Origin of the sequence: Bradyrhizobium sp. STM 3557 (assembly GCF_045571465.1) — a bacterium.
Classification (GTDB): Bacteria; Pseudomonadota; Alphaproteobacteria; order Rhizobiales; family Xanthobacteraceae; genus Bradyrhizobium.
Window position 1 is genome coordinate 7,059,566 of the sequence record NZ_CP120697.1, and the last position, 16,155, is coordinate 7,075,720.

Genomic DNA, 16,155 nt, shown 5'->3' on the forward strand with positions numbered 1-16,155 from the left:
ACGAAGACCGCCTGATTGACGCATGCGCGCGAGAGCCGGGTAGCGCTATGATAGCGCTGCGTGAAGGTTAGGCAGCTTGCTGAAGTGGTGATGCTGTGGCAACAAGAATGTCACCTATCCCGGAGCTCTCGGGGTACGTGCTGGTGCCCCTGCGGGAAAGCGCGGACTTCACCCTCTACCGCGGCCGAAAGCACGATGCCCCCTCGTCGGTCCTAGCGATCGCACTCTTCGAACAGCCGTCGCCTCAGAGTATCAGGCGGCTCATGCACGAATACTCGCTCGAAGCCGAACTCGATCCCGCGTGGGCTGCCAAGCCTCTGGCCATTACTCGTCGTGAAGGACGGATGATCCTCTTACTCGAGGACCCTGGCGGTCAGCCGCTGGATCGGATTCTTGAGCGTGACCAGGGGCAACCACTCGACCTGACGCGCTTCCTTAGGAACGCCATCGGATTGGCAAGAACACTCGGTCAAGTCCATCAGCAGGGCCTCATACATAAGGATATCAAGCCTGCGAATGTCCTCGTCGACGACACCGGCAAAGCGTGGCTCACCGGATTTGGGATTGCGACCCAACTTCCGCGCGAGCGCCAGTCGCCCGAACCTCCCGAGTTCATTGCGGGAACGCTTGCCTACATGGCACCCGAACAGACGGGACGAATGAACCGTTCGATCGATTCTCGCAGCGACCTTTACTCGCTTGGAGTGACGTTTTACGAAATGCTAACTGGGAGTCTTCCATTCACGGCCTCCGACCCGATGGAATGGGTGCACTGCCACATCGCGAAACGACCGGTAGCACCCACTGAGCGGGTGGAAGCCGTGCCGGCCTCGATCTCCGCAATCACGATGAAGTTGCTCTCCAAGACCGCGGAGGAGAGGTATCAGACAGCGGTGGGAGTTGAGACCGATCTTCGGCGCTGCCTATCCGAATGGGAGTCTCGGGGCTGGATCGCTGACTTCACTCCTGGCGCTCGCGATATCCCCGATCGCCTCATGATTCCCGAGAAGCTGTACGGGAGGGATCGGGAGGTTGACGCCCTGCTCACCGCCTTCGACCGCATCGTTGGCGGTGGCCGAGCGGAACTGGTGCTGGTCTCCGGATACTCCGGCATCGGTAAGTCCGCCGTTGTCAATGAGCTCCACAAACCACTCGTGCCGCCGCGCGGCTTGTTTGCGTCAGGCAAATCCGACCAGTACAAGCGCGACATTCCATATGCGTCGCTGGCCCAAGCGTTTCAGAGCCTCATCCGGCGGCTCCTCAGCCAAAACGAGGAAGACCTGCGCAAATGGCAGGACGCACTTCGTGATGCGCTCGGTCCTAACGGACCACTTCTCGTCGATCTCGTCCCGGAATTGAGGCATGTCATAGGCGAGCAGCCGCCGATGCCGGAATTGCCGCCGCACGATGCGCAGAGGCGTTTTCAGATCGTATTTCGACGGTTCATCGGCGTATTTGCGCGACCTGAACATCCGCTCGCGCTCTTTCTCGATGACATGCAATGGCTCGATATCGCCACGCTCGATCTCCTCGAAGATCTGCTGACCCGCTACGATTTGCATCACCTACTGCTCATTGGTGCGTATCGGGACAACGAGGTCAATGCCACCCACCCGCTGGTACGTAAGCTAGAAGCGATCCGTCGGGCCGGAGCGGCAGTACAGGACATCGTCCTTACACCGCTCAGTCGCGACGATCTAGGTAAACTGCTTGTGGACTCCCTTCACTGCCAACCGGAGCACGTCACACCACTGGCAGACATGATCCACGAAAAGACCACGGGCAACCCGTTCTTCGCAATCCAGTTCATTTCTACCCTGGCGGACGATCGCCTGCTGACGTTCGATTACCGCGCGCGGCATTGGGTATGGGACCTGCTCCGCATTCGTGCCAAGGGCTTCACCGATAATGTTGTAGAGCTGATGGTCGAGAAGTTGAAACGGCTTCCGCCAGAAACTCAGGAGGTGCTGCAGCAATTCGCCTGCATGGGCAACCGTGCAGAGTTCGAGATGCTGCGGATCGCGTATCAGGGCTCGGCTGAGGACATGCACGACCATCTCTGGGAAGCCGTGCGATCGGGCCTCATCTTCCGTGCGGACAATTCCTATGGCTTCCTGCACGACCGCGTACAGGAAGCCGCCTACTCGCTTATCCCGAAGGAGCTGCGTGCCGAGGCTCACTTGCGCATCGGAATACGCCTCGCCGAGCGGACGCCCGCTGAAAAACGTGAGGAGGCGATATTTGAGATCGTTAATCAACTTAACCGTGGCTCCCATCTCCTTACCTTTGTCGAGGATCGCGAGCGCGTCGCAGAACTGAATCTGATCGCAGGTCGGCGCGCGAAACTCTCGACAGCATACGACTCGGCGCTCAACTATCTTAGAGCCGGCAGAGCGCTTCTTGCAGAAGAGACTTGGGAACGTAATCGTCAGCTCATCTTCTCGATCGAGTACCTGACAGCCGAGTGCGAGCTGCTGACAGTCACGGTTGGCCTCGCCGCTGGAGATCCGCTCGCGGAAGTGCAAAAGGAATGCGAGAACGGCCTGGCGTTTGCCAAGCGTGTGCGTTTCGGCCTGGTTATCGAGCGCTGCGAAGCACAACTCGGTTTGATTCTCACCTTGCGCGGGCTTACTGCAACGTTCGGGTGCCTGGATCATGAGGGATACAGCGAACTCGATGCCGAGCGCCGTTTTGCCACCAGCCCCGATCTGGTACTCGCCGAATTCTATTACTGGACGCGAAAGCTGCAGGCGCACTTTTTCGCAGGAGACCTTGCGTCGGCGGTGGACGCCTCGCTGCACGCGGAACCGCTGCTTTGGACGTCGGCGGCCATGTTCGAGTCAGCGGAGTATCGTTTCTATGGAGCGCTGGCGCATGCAGCGGTCTGGGATCACGCCACACCGGAGCAGAGACCTGCGCATCTCGAGGCTGTGCTAGACCACTATCGGCAGCTCAAAATATGGGCGGCGGACAATCCCGAAACCTTCGAAGATCGCGCTGCCTTGGTCGGCGCCGAGATCGCCCGCATTGAGCGCCGGACGCTAAACGCCAAGGAGCTCTACGACAAGGCCATCCGCGAGGCTCACAAGTACGGGTTCGTGCACAACCAGGCAGTTGCCAACGAAACTGCCGGGCGCTTCTACGCAGAGTGCGGTTACGAGACGATCGCCACGACCTATTTGCGCGCCGCGCGGGCCTGCTACGTACGGTGGGGAGCCGAGGGAAAGGTTCGCCAACTCGAAGAGCTTTATCCGTACCTCAAGCTAGATAAGCCGATTCCGAATGCCACGTCGACGATACTGACACCAATCGAGCAGCTCGATTTGACTACTGTAATCCGAGTTTCGGAAGCCGTGTCAGGTGAGATCGTCTTCGAGAAGTTGATAAACACGCTCATGATTTTGGCGATCGAGCACGCTGGCGCCGATCGAGGTCTATTGCTTCTTCCGCAAGGCGACAAATATCAAATTGAAGCCGAGGCGACAACCAGCAGTGACAACGTGAACGTCGTCCTGAAGCAGGCACGCGTTACAGCTGCGGATCTACCGAATTCTGTATTCCACTACGTGCTTCGGACAAAAGACAACGTTCTGCTGCATGATGCGTCCAGTCAGAACCCGTTTTCAACAGATCCGTATATTCGGGACCACCGCTCACGGTCCGTGCTCTGCCTACCGATCCTTAAGCAGGCCAGGCTGATTGGGCTGCTATACTTGGAGAACAACCTTACTACTGCCGCGTTTACTCCTGCTCGAATGGTGGTCCTCACACTGCTCGCTTCCCAGGCCGCTATCTCAATAGAGAACGCCAGCCTGTACCGCGAGCTAGCAGAACGAGAGGCCAGGATCCGCCGACTCGTCGATGCTAACATTATCGGCATGTTCGTATGGGATTTTGAAGATCGGATCATCGATGCGAACGAAGCTTTTCTCCGCATCGTCGGATACGGACGCGACGATCTCGTCTCCGGTCGACTGCGCTGGCGGGATCTGACACCCCCCGAATGGCGCGATGCCGACGACCGACGAATGGCGCAGCTGGAGGCGACCGGAACGGCGCAACCCTATGAGAAGGAGTACTTCGTGAAAAGCGGCAACCGCGTGCCGGTGCTGGTCGGGGCCGCGACGTTAGGCGGGCGACACGACCAGGGCGTGGCCTTCGTGGTGGACTTAAGCGAGCGCAAGCGGGCAGAGGAGGAAATGCGAGAAAGCGAGCGGCGTTACCGCAAGGTGCAGATGGAGCTCGTGCACGCCAATAGGGTCGCAACAATGGGGCAGCTTTCGGCTTCGATTGCCCATGAAGTCAACCAGCCGATCGGCGCGACGCTCAACAATGCTTCCGCGGCGTTGCACTGGCTGAGCAAAGAACCGGCAGATCTGGAGAAAGCTCGGCAGGCTCTCAACCGGATCTTGTCAAACGGCAATCGCGTCAGCGAGGTCGTGGGCAGGATGCGCGCGCTTTTCAAGAAAGCACCTCTCCGGAAAGAAGACGTGGACATCAATGGAGCAATCCTCGAAGTCCTCGCCCTGACCCGCGGCGAAGTCGTGAAGAACGGGATTACGGTGCAATCTCACCTCCTAGACGCCTTGCCGCTCATTCAAGGAGATCGGGTCCAGCTACAACAAGTAATCATGAACCTGATCATCAACGCCGTCGAAGCGTTAGGCACGGTAAGCGCGGGAGCGCGAGAATTAGTAATCACCACTCGTAAGGCTGAGCCGGACGGCATCCTCGTCGTGGTGCAGGATTCCGGTCCGGGTCTGGGCTCAGCGGATCTCGATCGCATTTTCGAGGCCTTCACCACGACAAAGCCCGGCGGCTTGGGGATGGGCCTATCGATCTGCCGCACCATCCTTGAAGCGCATGGGGGACGGCTGTGGGCCACAGCCGCCCAACCTCGGGGCGCGACCTTTCAATTTACGCTGCCTGCACAGCAAAATTAGGCAGCGTGAATTGAACATTCTCGAGCGGGCCGACAGCGAAGCGGCACGGGAACGACTACCGTCACTTTTCCTGGTCTCATGGTACGGTGATTGTGGTGGCTATAGCCGGTCAAGAAAGAAGGTCAATTTGCGGAGCGAACCCGGCCTTTCCAGACCGCAGAGAGGTGTTGGCCACCTATAGACGCAAGCGCCATGAACTCCACACTTAACAAACCCGCAAGAATGAGAACGCCGTAACAAGAACTGCGCTTAACGTCGTTATCAAGCCGGTCTATCTCTAGTCACCAAGGACATCGGGCACAGGACGTGACGGAGAACTGTAAAAGTGGGATTTGAGGCAGCTATCACTGCAATAATAGCAGGCACTACTCGCTATGCCAGGACATTGAAGAGTCGGTCCGTCATGGTTGGCGGGTCGGAGCGGATGACACTCGGCGTAGAAAGGCCTGCGAAGAACTCGATCGACGAGCCGTAGCTGACGCGAAAGTACCCGCAGATCAGCATGACCGTAGGGCCGACGTCCCCAGCGACCAATCGCTGAACCGCTCGCTAAAGTGCGGATCCGATTGCGCTTCGATTACAATCACTGTCTTGGCCGCTGCATTGAGCTCATGTCTTGGTCCCCCGCGTTAACGGAAAACAGCGTCTGTGAGGAAACTTGTTGCAAGACTCTGGTCGACATTTCCGAGCCGGCGCACATCACCCGTTTGTTCGGTAGCGCCGCAACAAACCGCTTGACCATCGCCGCTGCCCACCATGGCAACGGACTGGTCCGAACCACAGCCGATCTTTAGAGCATGAGTATGCAGCTGCAGTTTCATCAGGTGCGATATTTCTTAGCTCTAGCAAGGACGCTCAATTTCACGCGTGCTGCGGAGCAGTGCAATGTGACGCAGCCGGCGCTGACGAAGGCGGTGCACAAGCTGGAGCAAGAACTCGGTGGCGCATTGATTCACCGTGAGCGTCACCTCACCCAGCTCACCGAGCTGGGCAAGATGATTTTACCAACCCTGGAGCAAATATTTGCCGCCGCCGAGGCGGTCCGGGTTCAGGCGAGAGGCTATAAAAAGAAGACAATTGCCCCGCTCAAGATTGGGCTGGTGCCGTCAGTCTCCGCCGCGCTCATTACCGAATTGCTGTTGGAGCTCGCCAGGATCATCCCTGACCTACGCGTCGATCTGCGCGAGGCGGACGCTAACGGGCTCGTTGCGATGCTTTTGGATGGCGAGATCAACGCCGCGCTCGTCGGTGACGCCGTGGAGCTACCTGAGCGTATCGATCGCTGGCGGCTGTTCGAGGAGCGGTACCTGCTCGTCCTGTCCCGGAACAATCCTAAGGCGAGGCAAAGCGTTATCCGGCTTCAAGACTTGCACGAGGTGGTATTTCTCGAAAGGGTCGGATGCGATGTTGCAGGCCGTTTCAAGCAGGCTTGCTTTGCCAACCATCCAGGCCCTAAAGTTCTGCACAGAAGCGATCAGGAAAGGCATCTTCAGCAAATGGCATGCGCCGGTTTTGGGGCCATCCTAGCCCCAGAGCACGCTCCCAGGCTGCCGTCGCTCGCCGCCATTCCAATTGAGGGCGACCCCGTCCGGCGCGAAGTGCAGCTTTTGGCCGTGGCCGGGAGGCAGTATTCGCCGGCACTTGACGCCTTCATCAAGGTTGCTCGTGTTCACGACTGGACGAGCGCGCTGGACCAACTCCGCTGCGCATCTTTCCCTGCCTCGAACAGCGACAATGTTCGCAAGGATGACGCGCAAGGTGCGGGCTCCTTGATCTAAACCAGGGGCCCCGGTCTCCCCTCCTCAAGCCCAAGCTTGTGGCGGGCATCCAACCGTCGTTGCTAAGCCCGAAGCAACGGACGGCCTCGAAAACAAGAGCTCACGATGACCCAGTTGCAGCATTCCACAACGTTTGGCGTGCGCGATGCCATGTGCGTCGCGACAGCCCTCCGAATTCATCGTGAGCACTTGGAATGGCCCTACGCATCTCTCCAGTCGTTGCGCGCGCTCAGCGACCTTAAGCGGTTCTACCGCGAGGTCGGGCACGCGAGCGCGTAGCTCGCCGAACCTCCTTCCGACACGAACGCAAAGGTGCAGTCGATGACCGAAGCGCCCCCTGAGAGGTGGCGATGCGACAATGGTCATCGGGAAGTGCCTCTTCAAGTCTTCCGGCCCGAGGACGGCGCGGCCTCGATAGCTAACCACAGACCGAGGGGCCCACGCGCATGGCGCCTCTAGGCAATGATAACCCGCGCTTGTCAAATGCACGTCCAAACGGAATTTCTAATTTCGCCGGCCCCGCGTCCCAATCCTGACCCCGACTGGTTCGGCCGAACACGCGGCCGTCTCCACATTGAATGAAGCCATTGCGCCGAGCCACCGGGCCGCGCGCGGGCAAGGAGCCCCCAGAAACCACCCGAAGACCGTCGGCCCGACTGTTGCCGTCTCGCCTAGATGAGCGAAGTGGCTCGAGCGAGGGCGACGACCCCGAACGCGGTGGAGCGCAGATGTATCCGCGGTCAAGGCGCCGCCCCCACACCAGTTCTGGAAGCGAGGTCATACTTGTTCTGGCCTCGCATTCGGAAAATCGCCCTGGCCCTCATCGAACGCCGAACGCGCCTCATCGCCGCGGCAAGTTCAGCAAAGAGACGCGAAAACACCCTCGTAGCTCAACCCATCCCTTCATCCAAGGAACCATGATGACCAACGGAACAACCATGACCAACGCCGTCATCGAATGTATCCTGAGCCGCAGCGTCACCAAGTACTACAGCCCCGCCGCCGGCTTGAACGACGGCCAAATCCAGGAGCTCGTGCGAACATCTTCAACCACGCATTCGGCTGGCTGGCGAACTCTTATGCCGAAGCGCGCCTCCGCCGCCCGTGACGGTGGGGCAACCGGTCAAACCCGTCACCGACTGGGACGAGTTCACCGGCCGCTTGCCGGTGCTCACGCCAAGGCGGAGCTGGCCAAGCGCCCTGAGCAAAATGCGGCCTCAAACCATGGCGGTCGCCTTCCTGCGAGGGAAATCACCTGTCCCCATAGAGTCGATGGATGATCGTTATCGCTGCTCGCGGCCCGGCATGACGCAGTAGCGTCCTGCGCAACTCACCTCGACTTACAAACGGATTTGAGGACTGGGACGCGCCATTCCCTGTCGCCATGAAAACTATGCGCATAGGCTATTGGAAAACTTCGTCCAGCGCTGCGATCAATAACGGGCTCAACATGCGTATCATCGCGACATCGCAGTTCAACCATCACGAACAGGAGACCACCCCCGATGTCCGAGTCCTATTCACTCCCTACTGAGCCCGAAGGCATGGTCACTTCGCTGCTTGAGCGATTTAACTCCGGCAACATCAGCGCGATGATGGACTTGTATGCTCCGGAAGCCGTGTTCATCGCTAAAGACGGGCGAATGATCGCTGATCGCACCGAGATCGCTGCCGAGCTCGAGCGCGATTTCAGCCTTGGGCTCCCGCTGAAGGCCACGGCGCGCCATGTATTCGTCGCCGACGATATCGCCCAGATCGTGCTGGACTGGTCAATTGATGGCACAGGTCCCGATGGCAAGCACGTGCACCTAGAAGGCTCGGCAAGCGACATTCTGCGCCGCGGCACGGATGGACTCTGGCGGTACCTGATCGACAATAATCAAGGGACGGCAGTGCGACAGCCCGCCTAAAATGCGCGCCGCGGCAGCTCTCAGCGATGGAGCCACTCTTCATTCTGGTGTCGACGATCGATCATCGCCACTAGGTGAAACTATCCGGTCGCGGGGATCGGAGCTGTGCGGCCCGAAATCTCCGAGAGACCACGGATGCACGGCTCAACGCAAACGGGGCAACAGTGATCAACCAGGCTCGACGGGGCGCAACACTCCGGCTTTCGTTCTTGTCCGCCGTAGTCTCCCTGGTCGCCTCGTTTGCCGCGGCGGCCGCTCCGATCCCCCTGTACAACATCTACCGGGCGGAGGACGGGTTCACCAACTTCGGCATCTCGATGGCAATCGTCACCTACACGGTCGGCACCATGGTGGGTCTGTTGGTGCTGGGACGGTTATCCAATCATCTGGGCCGGCGGCTCACCGCGATGGCCAGCCTCGGACTGCTCCTGCTAGGCTGTCTGCTGCTGCTGAACGTGCACAACATCAGTACCCTGCTCGCCGGTCGCATCCTGATGGGCGTCGGAACCGGCTTGGCCAGCAGCACCTTGACCTCTTACATAGTCGACGCTGCACCCGCGAGGCCGGAATGGTTGGCTTCCGTCGCCTCCAGCCAGGGACCAATGCTCGGCCTCAGCATCGGCGCCATTGCCTCCGGCGCCCTGGTCCAGTTCGGTCCCTGGCCACGCGACCTCATCTACCTCGTTTGCGCCGGATTCTTATCAGTGTCCGCCGTGCTCCTCGCCATCAGCCCAGAAACTGTAACTCCGACGCCGCCCGCTTGGCGGTCACTGCTGCCCAGGGTCATCATACCTGCCCAGGTCAGGCATCTGCTTCCTGTCGCGGCTGCGGTGTTGCTGGCCACTTGGGCGACCGGAGCCTTTTACCAAGCCTTCGTGCCTGCACTTGTCGAAGATCAACTCCACGCTCGCAGCCCGCTCATCCTTGGACTAGTGTTCGCCGCCTATATGGCGCCGAGCGTTCTCGGCGCTCCCATCGGCGGCCGATCCACACCTTTGGTAGCCCAACGCGTCGGCATGATCATTTTCCTGGCCGGAATGATCGGCATCATCACAGCAATCACGGCCGGCACACTGGCGCTGTTCATCATCGCGAGCATAGTTGCCGGCGTTGGCCAAGGCGTCGCTACCAGCGGTACTACCCGTGGGCTTCTGCACGGCAGTACGCTAATCGACCGGGCATCGATATTCAGCGCGGTCTACCTCATCTGCTACAGCGGCGCCGCCTTCCCCAGCCTCATCTCGGGCAAACTCTCCAACACGTTCTCACTACCGCAGATCGCCTTCGGATATGGGGTACTTGCCCTCGGCGCCACCCTGTTCACTATCCTCGGTGCGCGCAATCCGAACACTGATGCGACCGGGAACGGCAGCTCTGACAGCTCTTCGACCCTCGACGATGCTGCCGCCTTGTACGATGCGCGGGGGAGACCAACGGACACGGCAGCACGACTCCAAGCTGCTGGCCAATGAGCTCGCACTGCGCGAACAGTTCGAGCTAGTCTCGGTGATTAGTCGCGCCGGATTTTTCTTGGCCATCGCCCTGCTCGGCGTGCCTGCAGGCAGTGCGTCCTGAGCTGTTCTCAGAATTCTGCATTGCGATGGCTCTCACCGCGATCGCTTGTGCTCTCGTCACGCTCGCGGCATCTATCGTCGAGCCGGGCCCCGTCGACTTATCCCGCGAGACTAGGCGTTCAGCGTCCGCAATCAGCGGGCCGGCAAGGCGGGTAAGTAAACAATGAAGAAGAAAGACCAACCTATAACCAGAACGAGAAAGCCATGAAGATCCAGACCATCATCGCCGCCACCTGCGCCGCCTTCGCCTTCTCGATGGCCGGCCCTATCTACGCCCATGATGGCGACGCGGAAACCGTCAAGAAGAACTTCGAGGCGGCCATTCCCAATATTGCCGGCAAGACGCTGATCGCCGTGGAGGTCGATTACGTGCCCGGCGCGGCCTCCGTGCCACACACCCACGCGAAATCGGCTTTTATCTACGCCTATGTGATATCGGGCGCGATCGAGTCGAAGGTGAATGACGGCGAGACGCGCATCTACCGGGCGGGCGAGAGCTGGTCCGAAACGCCCGGCGCTATCCATTCGATCAGCCGCAACGCGAGCACGACCGAGCCAGCAAAGCTGCTCGCTGTCTTCGTCGTCGACACCAATGAAAACACTCTTACCATGCCGATCAAATAAGAACCTTCATACGCATTGATACGAACGAGCGCCCTCAAGGAGGTTACGAGGGACACGAACATCAACAAACAGACAATGCTTTCGCTTGAGGGGCAGCAGCGTTTGGTGAATAGCCGATCCTTCCTGAGACGTCTTCGCATCGAGCATGCGGCTGGGCTGCTGGCCGCCAATGCGTTGTTCATCGAGAAAGTTGCACTTCGCGCTTGGTAGAGCAGCACGGGCTTCGCTTGGTGCTTCCGGAAGCACTACGGGACCGCCCTATTGGTCAGGAGCGAAACGCGTCTTCGTTGCGCACCAGATCGAAGAGGAGGCGCCTCGAACCGGGCGTTCGGAGCGAGATATTTCTGCCCGGGAGTCGTTTGGGTCTGACACCTTTGGACGCGGGCGCTGAAGAGAATGAAAATGATAACGATCCGACTATTTCTAACGGCGCGTAGACAGAAATACCCTCGTCATACACCTCGTCATATTTGGTCGCACCAAGGGTGGCCCATCGATCACAACACGCTCGATCCGCCGTTCGTGCGCCCAGCCTCCGTCCTCGGTGTCCCAAGAACTCGATTGCGCAGCTCAGCATGCAGGAGTCACGCCATGTCCGTCCGCATCATCAAAAAATCCGTCCTTGCGTACCTAATGGACTATCCTGCTGCCATCATCTCGATGGTCGCGCCATTTCTGCTGAGGCTAGACAAGAGCAGTCCTGTCGCGCTGTGGCTTTCCCTGGTGACGCGCGTCACGGCGCTGCTGCTGCCCGCACTCACGGACCAACCAACGGGGTTCATCAGGGTCATCCGTGACTGGCTGCATCTATTGGTGGACCGCGCATTGGATGTGGTCTCGATCAATGCCCCCTCGACTTTCCATTTCACTGGGCTTTCCGCCTGGCACTGCTGGGTTCTTGCCGCTGCGGTCTGCTGACGACCTCCGTTATCAACTGCGCCGAGGTGAGCGCCCGGCGAGCGCACCTCGACACGCGGACTACTCTGTGAGGTTCGGGTTCGATCTTAGCGTCTGCAAGACGCAAACCCATGACCAACGATATTCGATTTTCGGTGCTGCGATGCGAGCTACTTGCACGGTTCGGAGCTGCCGCGATCGGGGGCATGACGGCGAGTGCTGTCGGGTGGCGGCTGCAGACACTCAAGAAAGCCAGAACGGCGCTGTGGTACCGTCGATCCTTGCGTTCGAGGTCAATGATTCGCTGCTCAACATCCAGCACTTGGCGCCGCTGTTTCAACGGCTTTTCGGCGATGGCAAACTAGTGAATGAATGGTGTACTCAGCTGATCCTGTACTCGGAAGCAATAACCCTGGCAGGGGGCCCTAAACACCATTCTTTAATTTATCGGAGGCCGTGCTGAAGTCGATGGGCTCGATTCACGGCATCCCCGGTCCAGCACGGCGACCTCGTCGAATTGGAACTGTGAGCCGCTACGATGCCCGCGCACCCCGATGTGCCGGCCGGGCTCAAGCAATTGAAGGACGCCGGTTTCCGCCTTGTCACGCTCTCGAACTCACTGCAGGGTGCCCAGATCATACAGCTGAGGCACGCCGGCATCGATGGCTACTTCGAAAATTTCTGAGCGTTGATCTTGTGCGTCGATATAAGCCGGCGCCGCAGGGTCTATCACATGGCCGCGGAGGAGCTATATGCGTCGACGGCTGAGATTTGTATGGTGTCGACCCATGTTTGGGACACTCTCGGCGCGCAGAACGTTGGTTGTCCAGCAGCGCTTGTTGCCGGACCCAGCAATGCGCCGCCGCCCAAGCTGGCGGTGCTCGGCTGGTCGGCGGTGCCGATAGCTATCGGGTTAGATCTTCCGAGCGTGGCTGCGCAGCTGATCAAGCTCTGGCGTTGAACTGTTCGGGCCGACATTGAACCTCTGCCGCTCGCTTGCCGGCTAGGCGGAATTGTACGCCAAGTCGCAGCATTGGGATCATGTGGCGTCTGCCCCGCGCGTGATTAAAGCGCACCAAAATGCGTGGGTTAGGCGCTAAACGCGTCTCCAAAAATCCCGGAGTGATGTCGCTCGTTCACACGGGCCGCTCGACGATTACGCGAATCCGCATCTTCCGCCGCCGCAAGCTCGTTGAACCACCTCTCCGATGGGCGCATGAAGGTGATAGTCTCGGATGAGGTGAGCGGGATATGGTCGAGAGCATGAGGACCAGCGTTACCCTCGCGCAACTTAGCTCTCAGATGTGGCGGGAGCCGTAACAGAATAGCAGCCGTACGTTCCGCAAGGGCCGGACAGTATGATGGCAAGCACTGGAGGGCAACCACGGCTCCGAAATTTTCACCGCTGAAGTCCGTATATCCCGGGCAGCTGCATTTCCATTTTATACAACCGACGAAGTCAAAGGTGGACCGCTGGTTAGGAACTACCAATGGACAGGATTGCCAGCTAATGTCGGTCGCAAATGGTAGCGTCAGTTCGGGGATGCCTTAGCTCGGCGCAGTAGGTCGCACAACCATTCATGCGCCTGGTACCATCGACTGAAAGACTTCGTCGCGCAGATAGAAACGGTGGAAGAGAGCGGCGGCTGCATGCACGCCGGCAACCCAGAGGATGGCGTTCCCAAGCGTGGTGTGTATGTCCATGATTAACTGCCCCAATCCATGCGCCTTCGCGATCTGGGGGGCGACGTCAAATCCGGGAAGGGTAATGGGAATCCCCTCGAGCCAGGTCCCGATAACCGCCGTTGCCGGAATCAAGATGAGGAGCGCATAAAGCGCGAAGTGGACGAGCTTCGCGGCCGCAGCCATCCATCGCGGCACGGGCGGCGTCGGGGCGGTGCAGTCGATCAGCCGCCATAGCAGCCGCAGCACGACGACGATGAAGACGAGCACTCCGAGCGTCTCGTGGATCCTGCGGAGCCCGTCCGCGGCGGCGGAATAGAGCGAATTGCCGTCGCTCTTGCTCAGCACAAAGGCGGCAAGAACCAGCATGGCGGTCAGCCAATGGAGGGTCCGGGCCGCGGCGCCGTAGCGAGAGGAAGTGCTGCGCAAACCGATTACCTAACTCCGATCTTAAGCCCGCCGCAGTGGCTGATGAACTGTGGCGCGTGTCGTCAACGATTTGAGCCCTTGATAAGCCGGCCCAGCGCTCAACTTTATCTTATGACGACACCATTGCCCAGGGGTCCTTGAATTGGGTGCGCGGAGCAGATGTGACGTTTTTCCCACCTACCCAAATAGAACTTCGATGCAGCGAGACTGAAGCCGATATCTGCACTGCTGCTAGCATGGTCGCAATCACGGCCTCGACAATGTCCTATCTCAACAGTGGGGATCCAACTTACGACGCAGTCTTGCGGCGGGAACGGGTCGAAGCCCAGTTTCGAAAAATGACAGATAACTTTGGAATGGAGCTACTTCTCTGATATCACTTCAACTTCAAACCAGCAGAAAGTGGCAGCGCCGCACGCGCTTGGGCAAAGTCCTGTCGCTGATAACCGCGCCGCTCGGAACCAAACTAAATGCGAAGCGTCGGTTAACTGCCCCGACCCCACTGGGAAGCGCGCGCGTAAGGCCCTGTGCGGTCCCCTGCCCCCAGCATCCCCACGGGGCCGATCGCCCAATCGCGGTGGCGAGTGTCATGAAGCGCATCCACTCCAAGCAGCCCCCCTGAGGCCCTACGGTCGTCCATGACCGACGACGATTTCCGTCAGCTCCGCGAAGACGTGACCTGTTTGCGCGCGGTGAGAAGGAAAGATACTGCCCCCCTAAACAAATCAATTTAGCCTCGCCGCTGTATGAGATCCTTCGGGCGAATATCGTGGATCGCCCTTGTGACCCGAACTGGGTCTAGCAGCAGGGGCTTCGTTCATCAGAAACGATTTGGAATGAGCGTCCGACAAACGGGGCCGGCGTCTGGAATTCTCTGGGGAAAATCCGCGACCACAGCATCGATAGCCGCTCAGAGGTGATACCCGCTACTCCTGTCCAGGCTGGGCGGCACCGCTCATACCGCCGGTCCGCCCCATAGCCGCAATCGCCTTGGTTGATTTCGCTGGGGCTGAATTTATCTCGGTCGCAACAGCGCTGCTTGCGAAGCGATCTCGTGCCGGTCTGGATCCCAGTTCAACCATCGCCGCCTCGGGAACGTCCGACTGAGCGATCATGTCGGTCGTGACGAGATTGGTCAGGCGCAATTCTTCGCGAGACAGTTCGTGCAGATCTTCCCACGGCGGTACGTTCAGGGACAGCAACAACAGATCACCCGTGCCGCCCATGTCGAAGGTATATTTGGCGAGACGCCCAATATCGCGTTCCACAATCATAAGATCATCTGCGGCGTAGACCGCGGCCTTCGCATCATTCGCGCGGTCACCCATCCAGATCTGATGCACCCGAACGTGGGCACTCTCAGGCACGTAACGTGTCTTGCCTGCCAGAAGCAGGAACACGCACATTGATTCGCAATACGCCACGGGCGCCGTGTTGGCAGGAAGCTCCTGCGCGGTGTTGGTCTGCAGACTGGTGCCGACGGTGGTGAGTGCCCCAAGATTGCGCCAGCGACGTCCAAGCGCGATCGCGTCGTTGACCGAACCGCCGCTGGAATCCAGCACGATGGTCGTGCCGCGAAGCTGTCGGCCCCGGGCGAATTCATCAAAATCTCTTGGCGTATCGGAGGTCACGATGCCAACCGCGCTGACCCAGCCTCCGCAATTGGGCTGGCAAGTGATCCAGCTGAACTTCATAGGCAATTTGCGTGCTTCAAGGGCGCCGCCTGCATGCGCCGAATTGCTCAGGATGATCGCCAAAGCGATGCTAAGGGCGGCGCCAACCAGCAGCCTCCAACCTCGGATTTCTGCCCGACGAGCGCGAGCAGACGTCAGATCGGAAGTGCGGGCAAAATTCAAGCTTTCCGTCCTGGAGATTGACAATTGAGCCGGCAAGAGAGCAACACCTTTCAGGAGGATGATTTCGTCACTTCATTCGACTGACCCAGCTGCCTGGGTGACGACGAGCATCCAGCGCGACATCGAGCTCCTAGCCAGGACCGATGCTTGGCGCCCCATTTCGGAGCCGGGCCACGCATGTAGTGCAGGCCAGGCCGGTAGCTGTCGAGCACGTCCATAATCAGGTTGCACGCGACCTCGGCAAAGTCGGAGGTTGACTCGGCCGCCTTTCGAGCAAGACCTGACAATCCCGATGCGTCCACGCTGAACTCCTCTTGTTATCGTGTCGCTCGAGACCCGTCGAGCCGGTCACGTCCGAATCGTAGTCAGGAGAAATGGATGGTGCCATTACACGTAGGTCAACTTACAATGTTCATTGGTTGAGGGAGAGCAAACCTAGGTTTAGGGGGCCTGCCTACTTG

The 16,155-nt window shown here is 59.3% G+C and carries 11 protein-coding genes; 9 read left to right on the top strand and 2 right to left on the bottom strand.

Going from position 1 to position 16,155, the window contains the following annotated elements:
• Positions 1–140: 140 nt before the first annotated feature.
• The 9 genes from P6U24_RS32705 to P6U24_RS32745 all read left to right on the top strand — a co-directional run bounded on the left by P6U24_RS32705 (position 141) and on the right by P6U24_RS32745 (position 12,687).
• Positions 141–4,943 (top strand): AAA family ATPase, encoded by a 4,803-nt coding sequence (locus P6U24_RS32705; RefSeq protein WP_407160668.1) that lies wholly within the window; start codon positions 141–143, stop codon positions 4,941–4,943.
• 797 nt (positions 4,944–5,740) lie between these two features.
• On the top strand, positions 5,741–6,721 hold the full coding sequence (locus P6U24_RS32710; RefSeq protein WP_407156530.1) for a LysR family transcriptional regulator: 981 nt from the start codon (positions 5,741–5,743) through the stop codon (positions 6,719–6,721).
• 938 nt (positions 6,722–7,659) lie between these two features.
• Positions 7,660–8,001 (top strand): hypothetical protein, encoded by a 342-nt coding sequence (locus P6U24_RS32715; protein ID WP_407156531.1) that lies wholly within the window; start codon positions 7,660–7,662, stop codon positions 7,999–8,001.
• 225 nt (positions 8,002–8,226) lie between these two features.
• The gene (locus P6U24_RS32720) at positions 8,227–8,631 is read left to right on the top strand and encodes a YybH family protein (protein WP_407156532.1); all 405 of its coding nucleotides are present in this window, start codon (positions 8,227–8,229) and stop codon (positions 8,629–8,631) included.
• Positions 8,632–8,840: 209 nt separating this feature from the next.
• Positions 8,841–10,103 carry an MFS transporter gene (locus P6U24_RS32725; RefSeq protein ID WP_407156533.1) on the top strand — a complete coding sequence of 421 codons (1,263 nt, stop codon included), beginning with the start codon at positions 8,841–8,843 and terminating at the stop codon, positions 10,101–10,103.
• A 306-nt stretch (positions 10,104–10,409) separates the two neighbouring features.
• Positions 10,410–10,829: a cupin domain-containing protein gene (locus P6U24_RS32730; RefSeq protein ID WP_407156534.1), complete on the top strand. Its 420-nt coding sequence runs from the start codon at positions 10,410–10,412 to the stop codon at positions 10,827–10,829.
• A 591-nt stretch (positions 10,830–11,420) separates the two neighbouring features.
• Positions 11,421–11,747: a hypothetical protein gene (locus tag P6U24_RS32735; protein ID WP_407156535.1), complete on the top strand. Its 327-nt coding sequence runs from the start codon at positions 11,421–11,423 to the stop codon at positions 11,745–11,747.
• A gap of 517 nt (positions 11,748–12,264) precedes the next feature.
• On the top strand, positions 12,265–12,411 hold the full coding sequence (locus P6U24_RS32740) for a hypothetical protein (protein ID WP_407156536.1): 147 nt from the start codon (positions 12,265–12,267) through the stop codon (positions 12,409–12,411).
• A 48-nt stretch (positions 12,412–12,459) separates the two neighbouring features.
• The gene (locus tag P6U24_RS32745; protein ID WP_407156537.1) at positions 12,460–12,687 is read left to right on the top strand and encodes a hypothetical protein; all 228 of its coding nucleotides are present in this window, start codon (positions 12,460–12,462) and stop codon (positions 12,685–12,687) included.
• 617 nt (positions 12,688–13,304) lie between these two features.
• Here P6U24_RS32745 and P6U24_RS32750 read toward each other — a convergent pair.
• The gene (locus tag P6U24_RS32750) at positions 13,305–13,778 is read right to left on the bottom strand and encodes a cytochrome b (RefSeq protein ID WP_407156538.1); all 474 of its coding nucleotides are present in this window, start codon (positions 13,776–13,778) and stop codon (positions 13,305–13,307) included.
• A gap of 986 nt (positions 13,779–14,764) precedes the next feature.
• On the bottom strand, positions 14,765–15,625 hold the full coding sequence (locus P6U24_RS32755; RefSeq protein WP_407160669.1) for a hypothetical protein: 861 nt from the start codon (positions 15,623–15,625) through the stop codon (positions 14,765–14,767).
• Positions 15,626–16,155 lie beyond the last annotated feature (530 nt).

Bases quoted from the DNA above. Each gene is read 5' to 3' on its own strand.
- P6U24_RS32710 (WP_407156530.1), top strand. From the start codon at position 5,741: ATGAGTATGCAGCTGCAGTTTCATCAGGTGCGATATTTCTTAGCTCTA.
- P6U24_RS32715 (WP_407156531.1), top strand. From the start codon at position 7,660: ATGACCAACGCCGTCATCGAATGTATCCTGAGCCGCAGCGTCACCAAG.
- P6U24_RS32720 (WP_407156532.1), top strand. From the start codon at position 8,227: ATGTCCGAGTCCTATTCACTCCCTACTGAGCCCGAAGGCATGGTCACT.
- P6U24_RS32730 (WP_407156534.1), top strand. From the start codon at position 10,410: ATGAAGATCCAGACCATCATCGCCGCCACCTGCGCCGCCTTCGCCTTC.
- P6U24_RS32735 (WP_407156535.1), top strand. From the start codon at position 11,421: ATGTCCGTCCGCATCATCAAAAAATCCGTCCTTGCGTACCTAATGGAC.
- P6U24_RS32740 (WP_407156536.1), top strand. From the start codon at position 12,265: ATGCCCGCGCACCCCGATGTGCCGGCCGGGCTCAAGCAATTGAAGGAC.
- P6U24_RS32745 (WP_407156537.1), top strand. From the start codon at position 12,460: ATGGCCGCGGAGGAGCTATATGCGTCGACGGCTGAGATTTGTATGGTG.
- P6U24_RS32750 (WP_407156538.1), bottom strand. From the start codon at position 13,778: ATGCTGGTTCTTGCCGCCTTTGTGCTGAGCAAGAGCGACGGCAATTCG.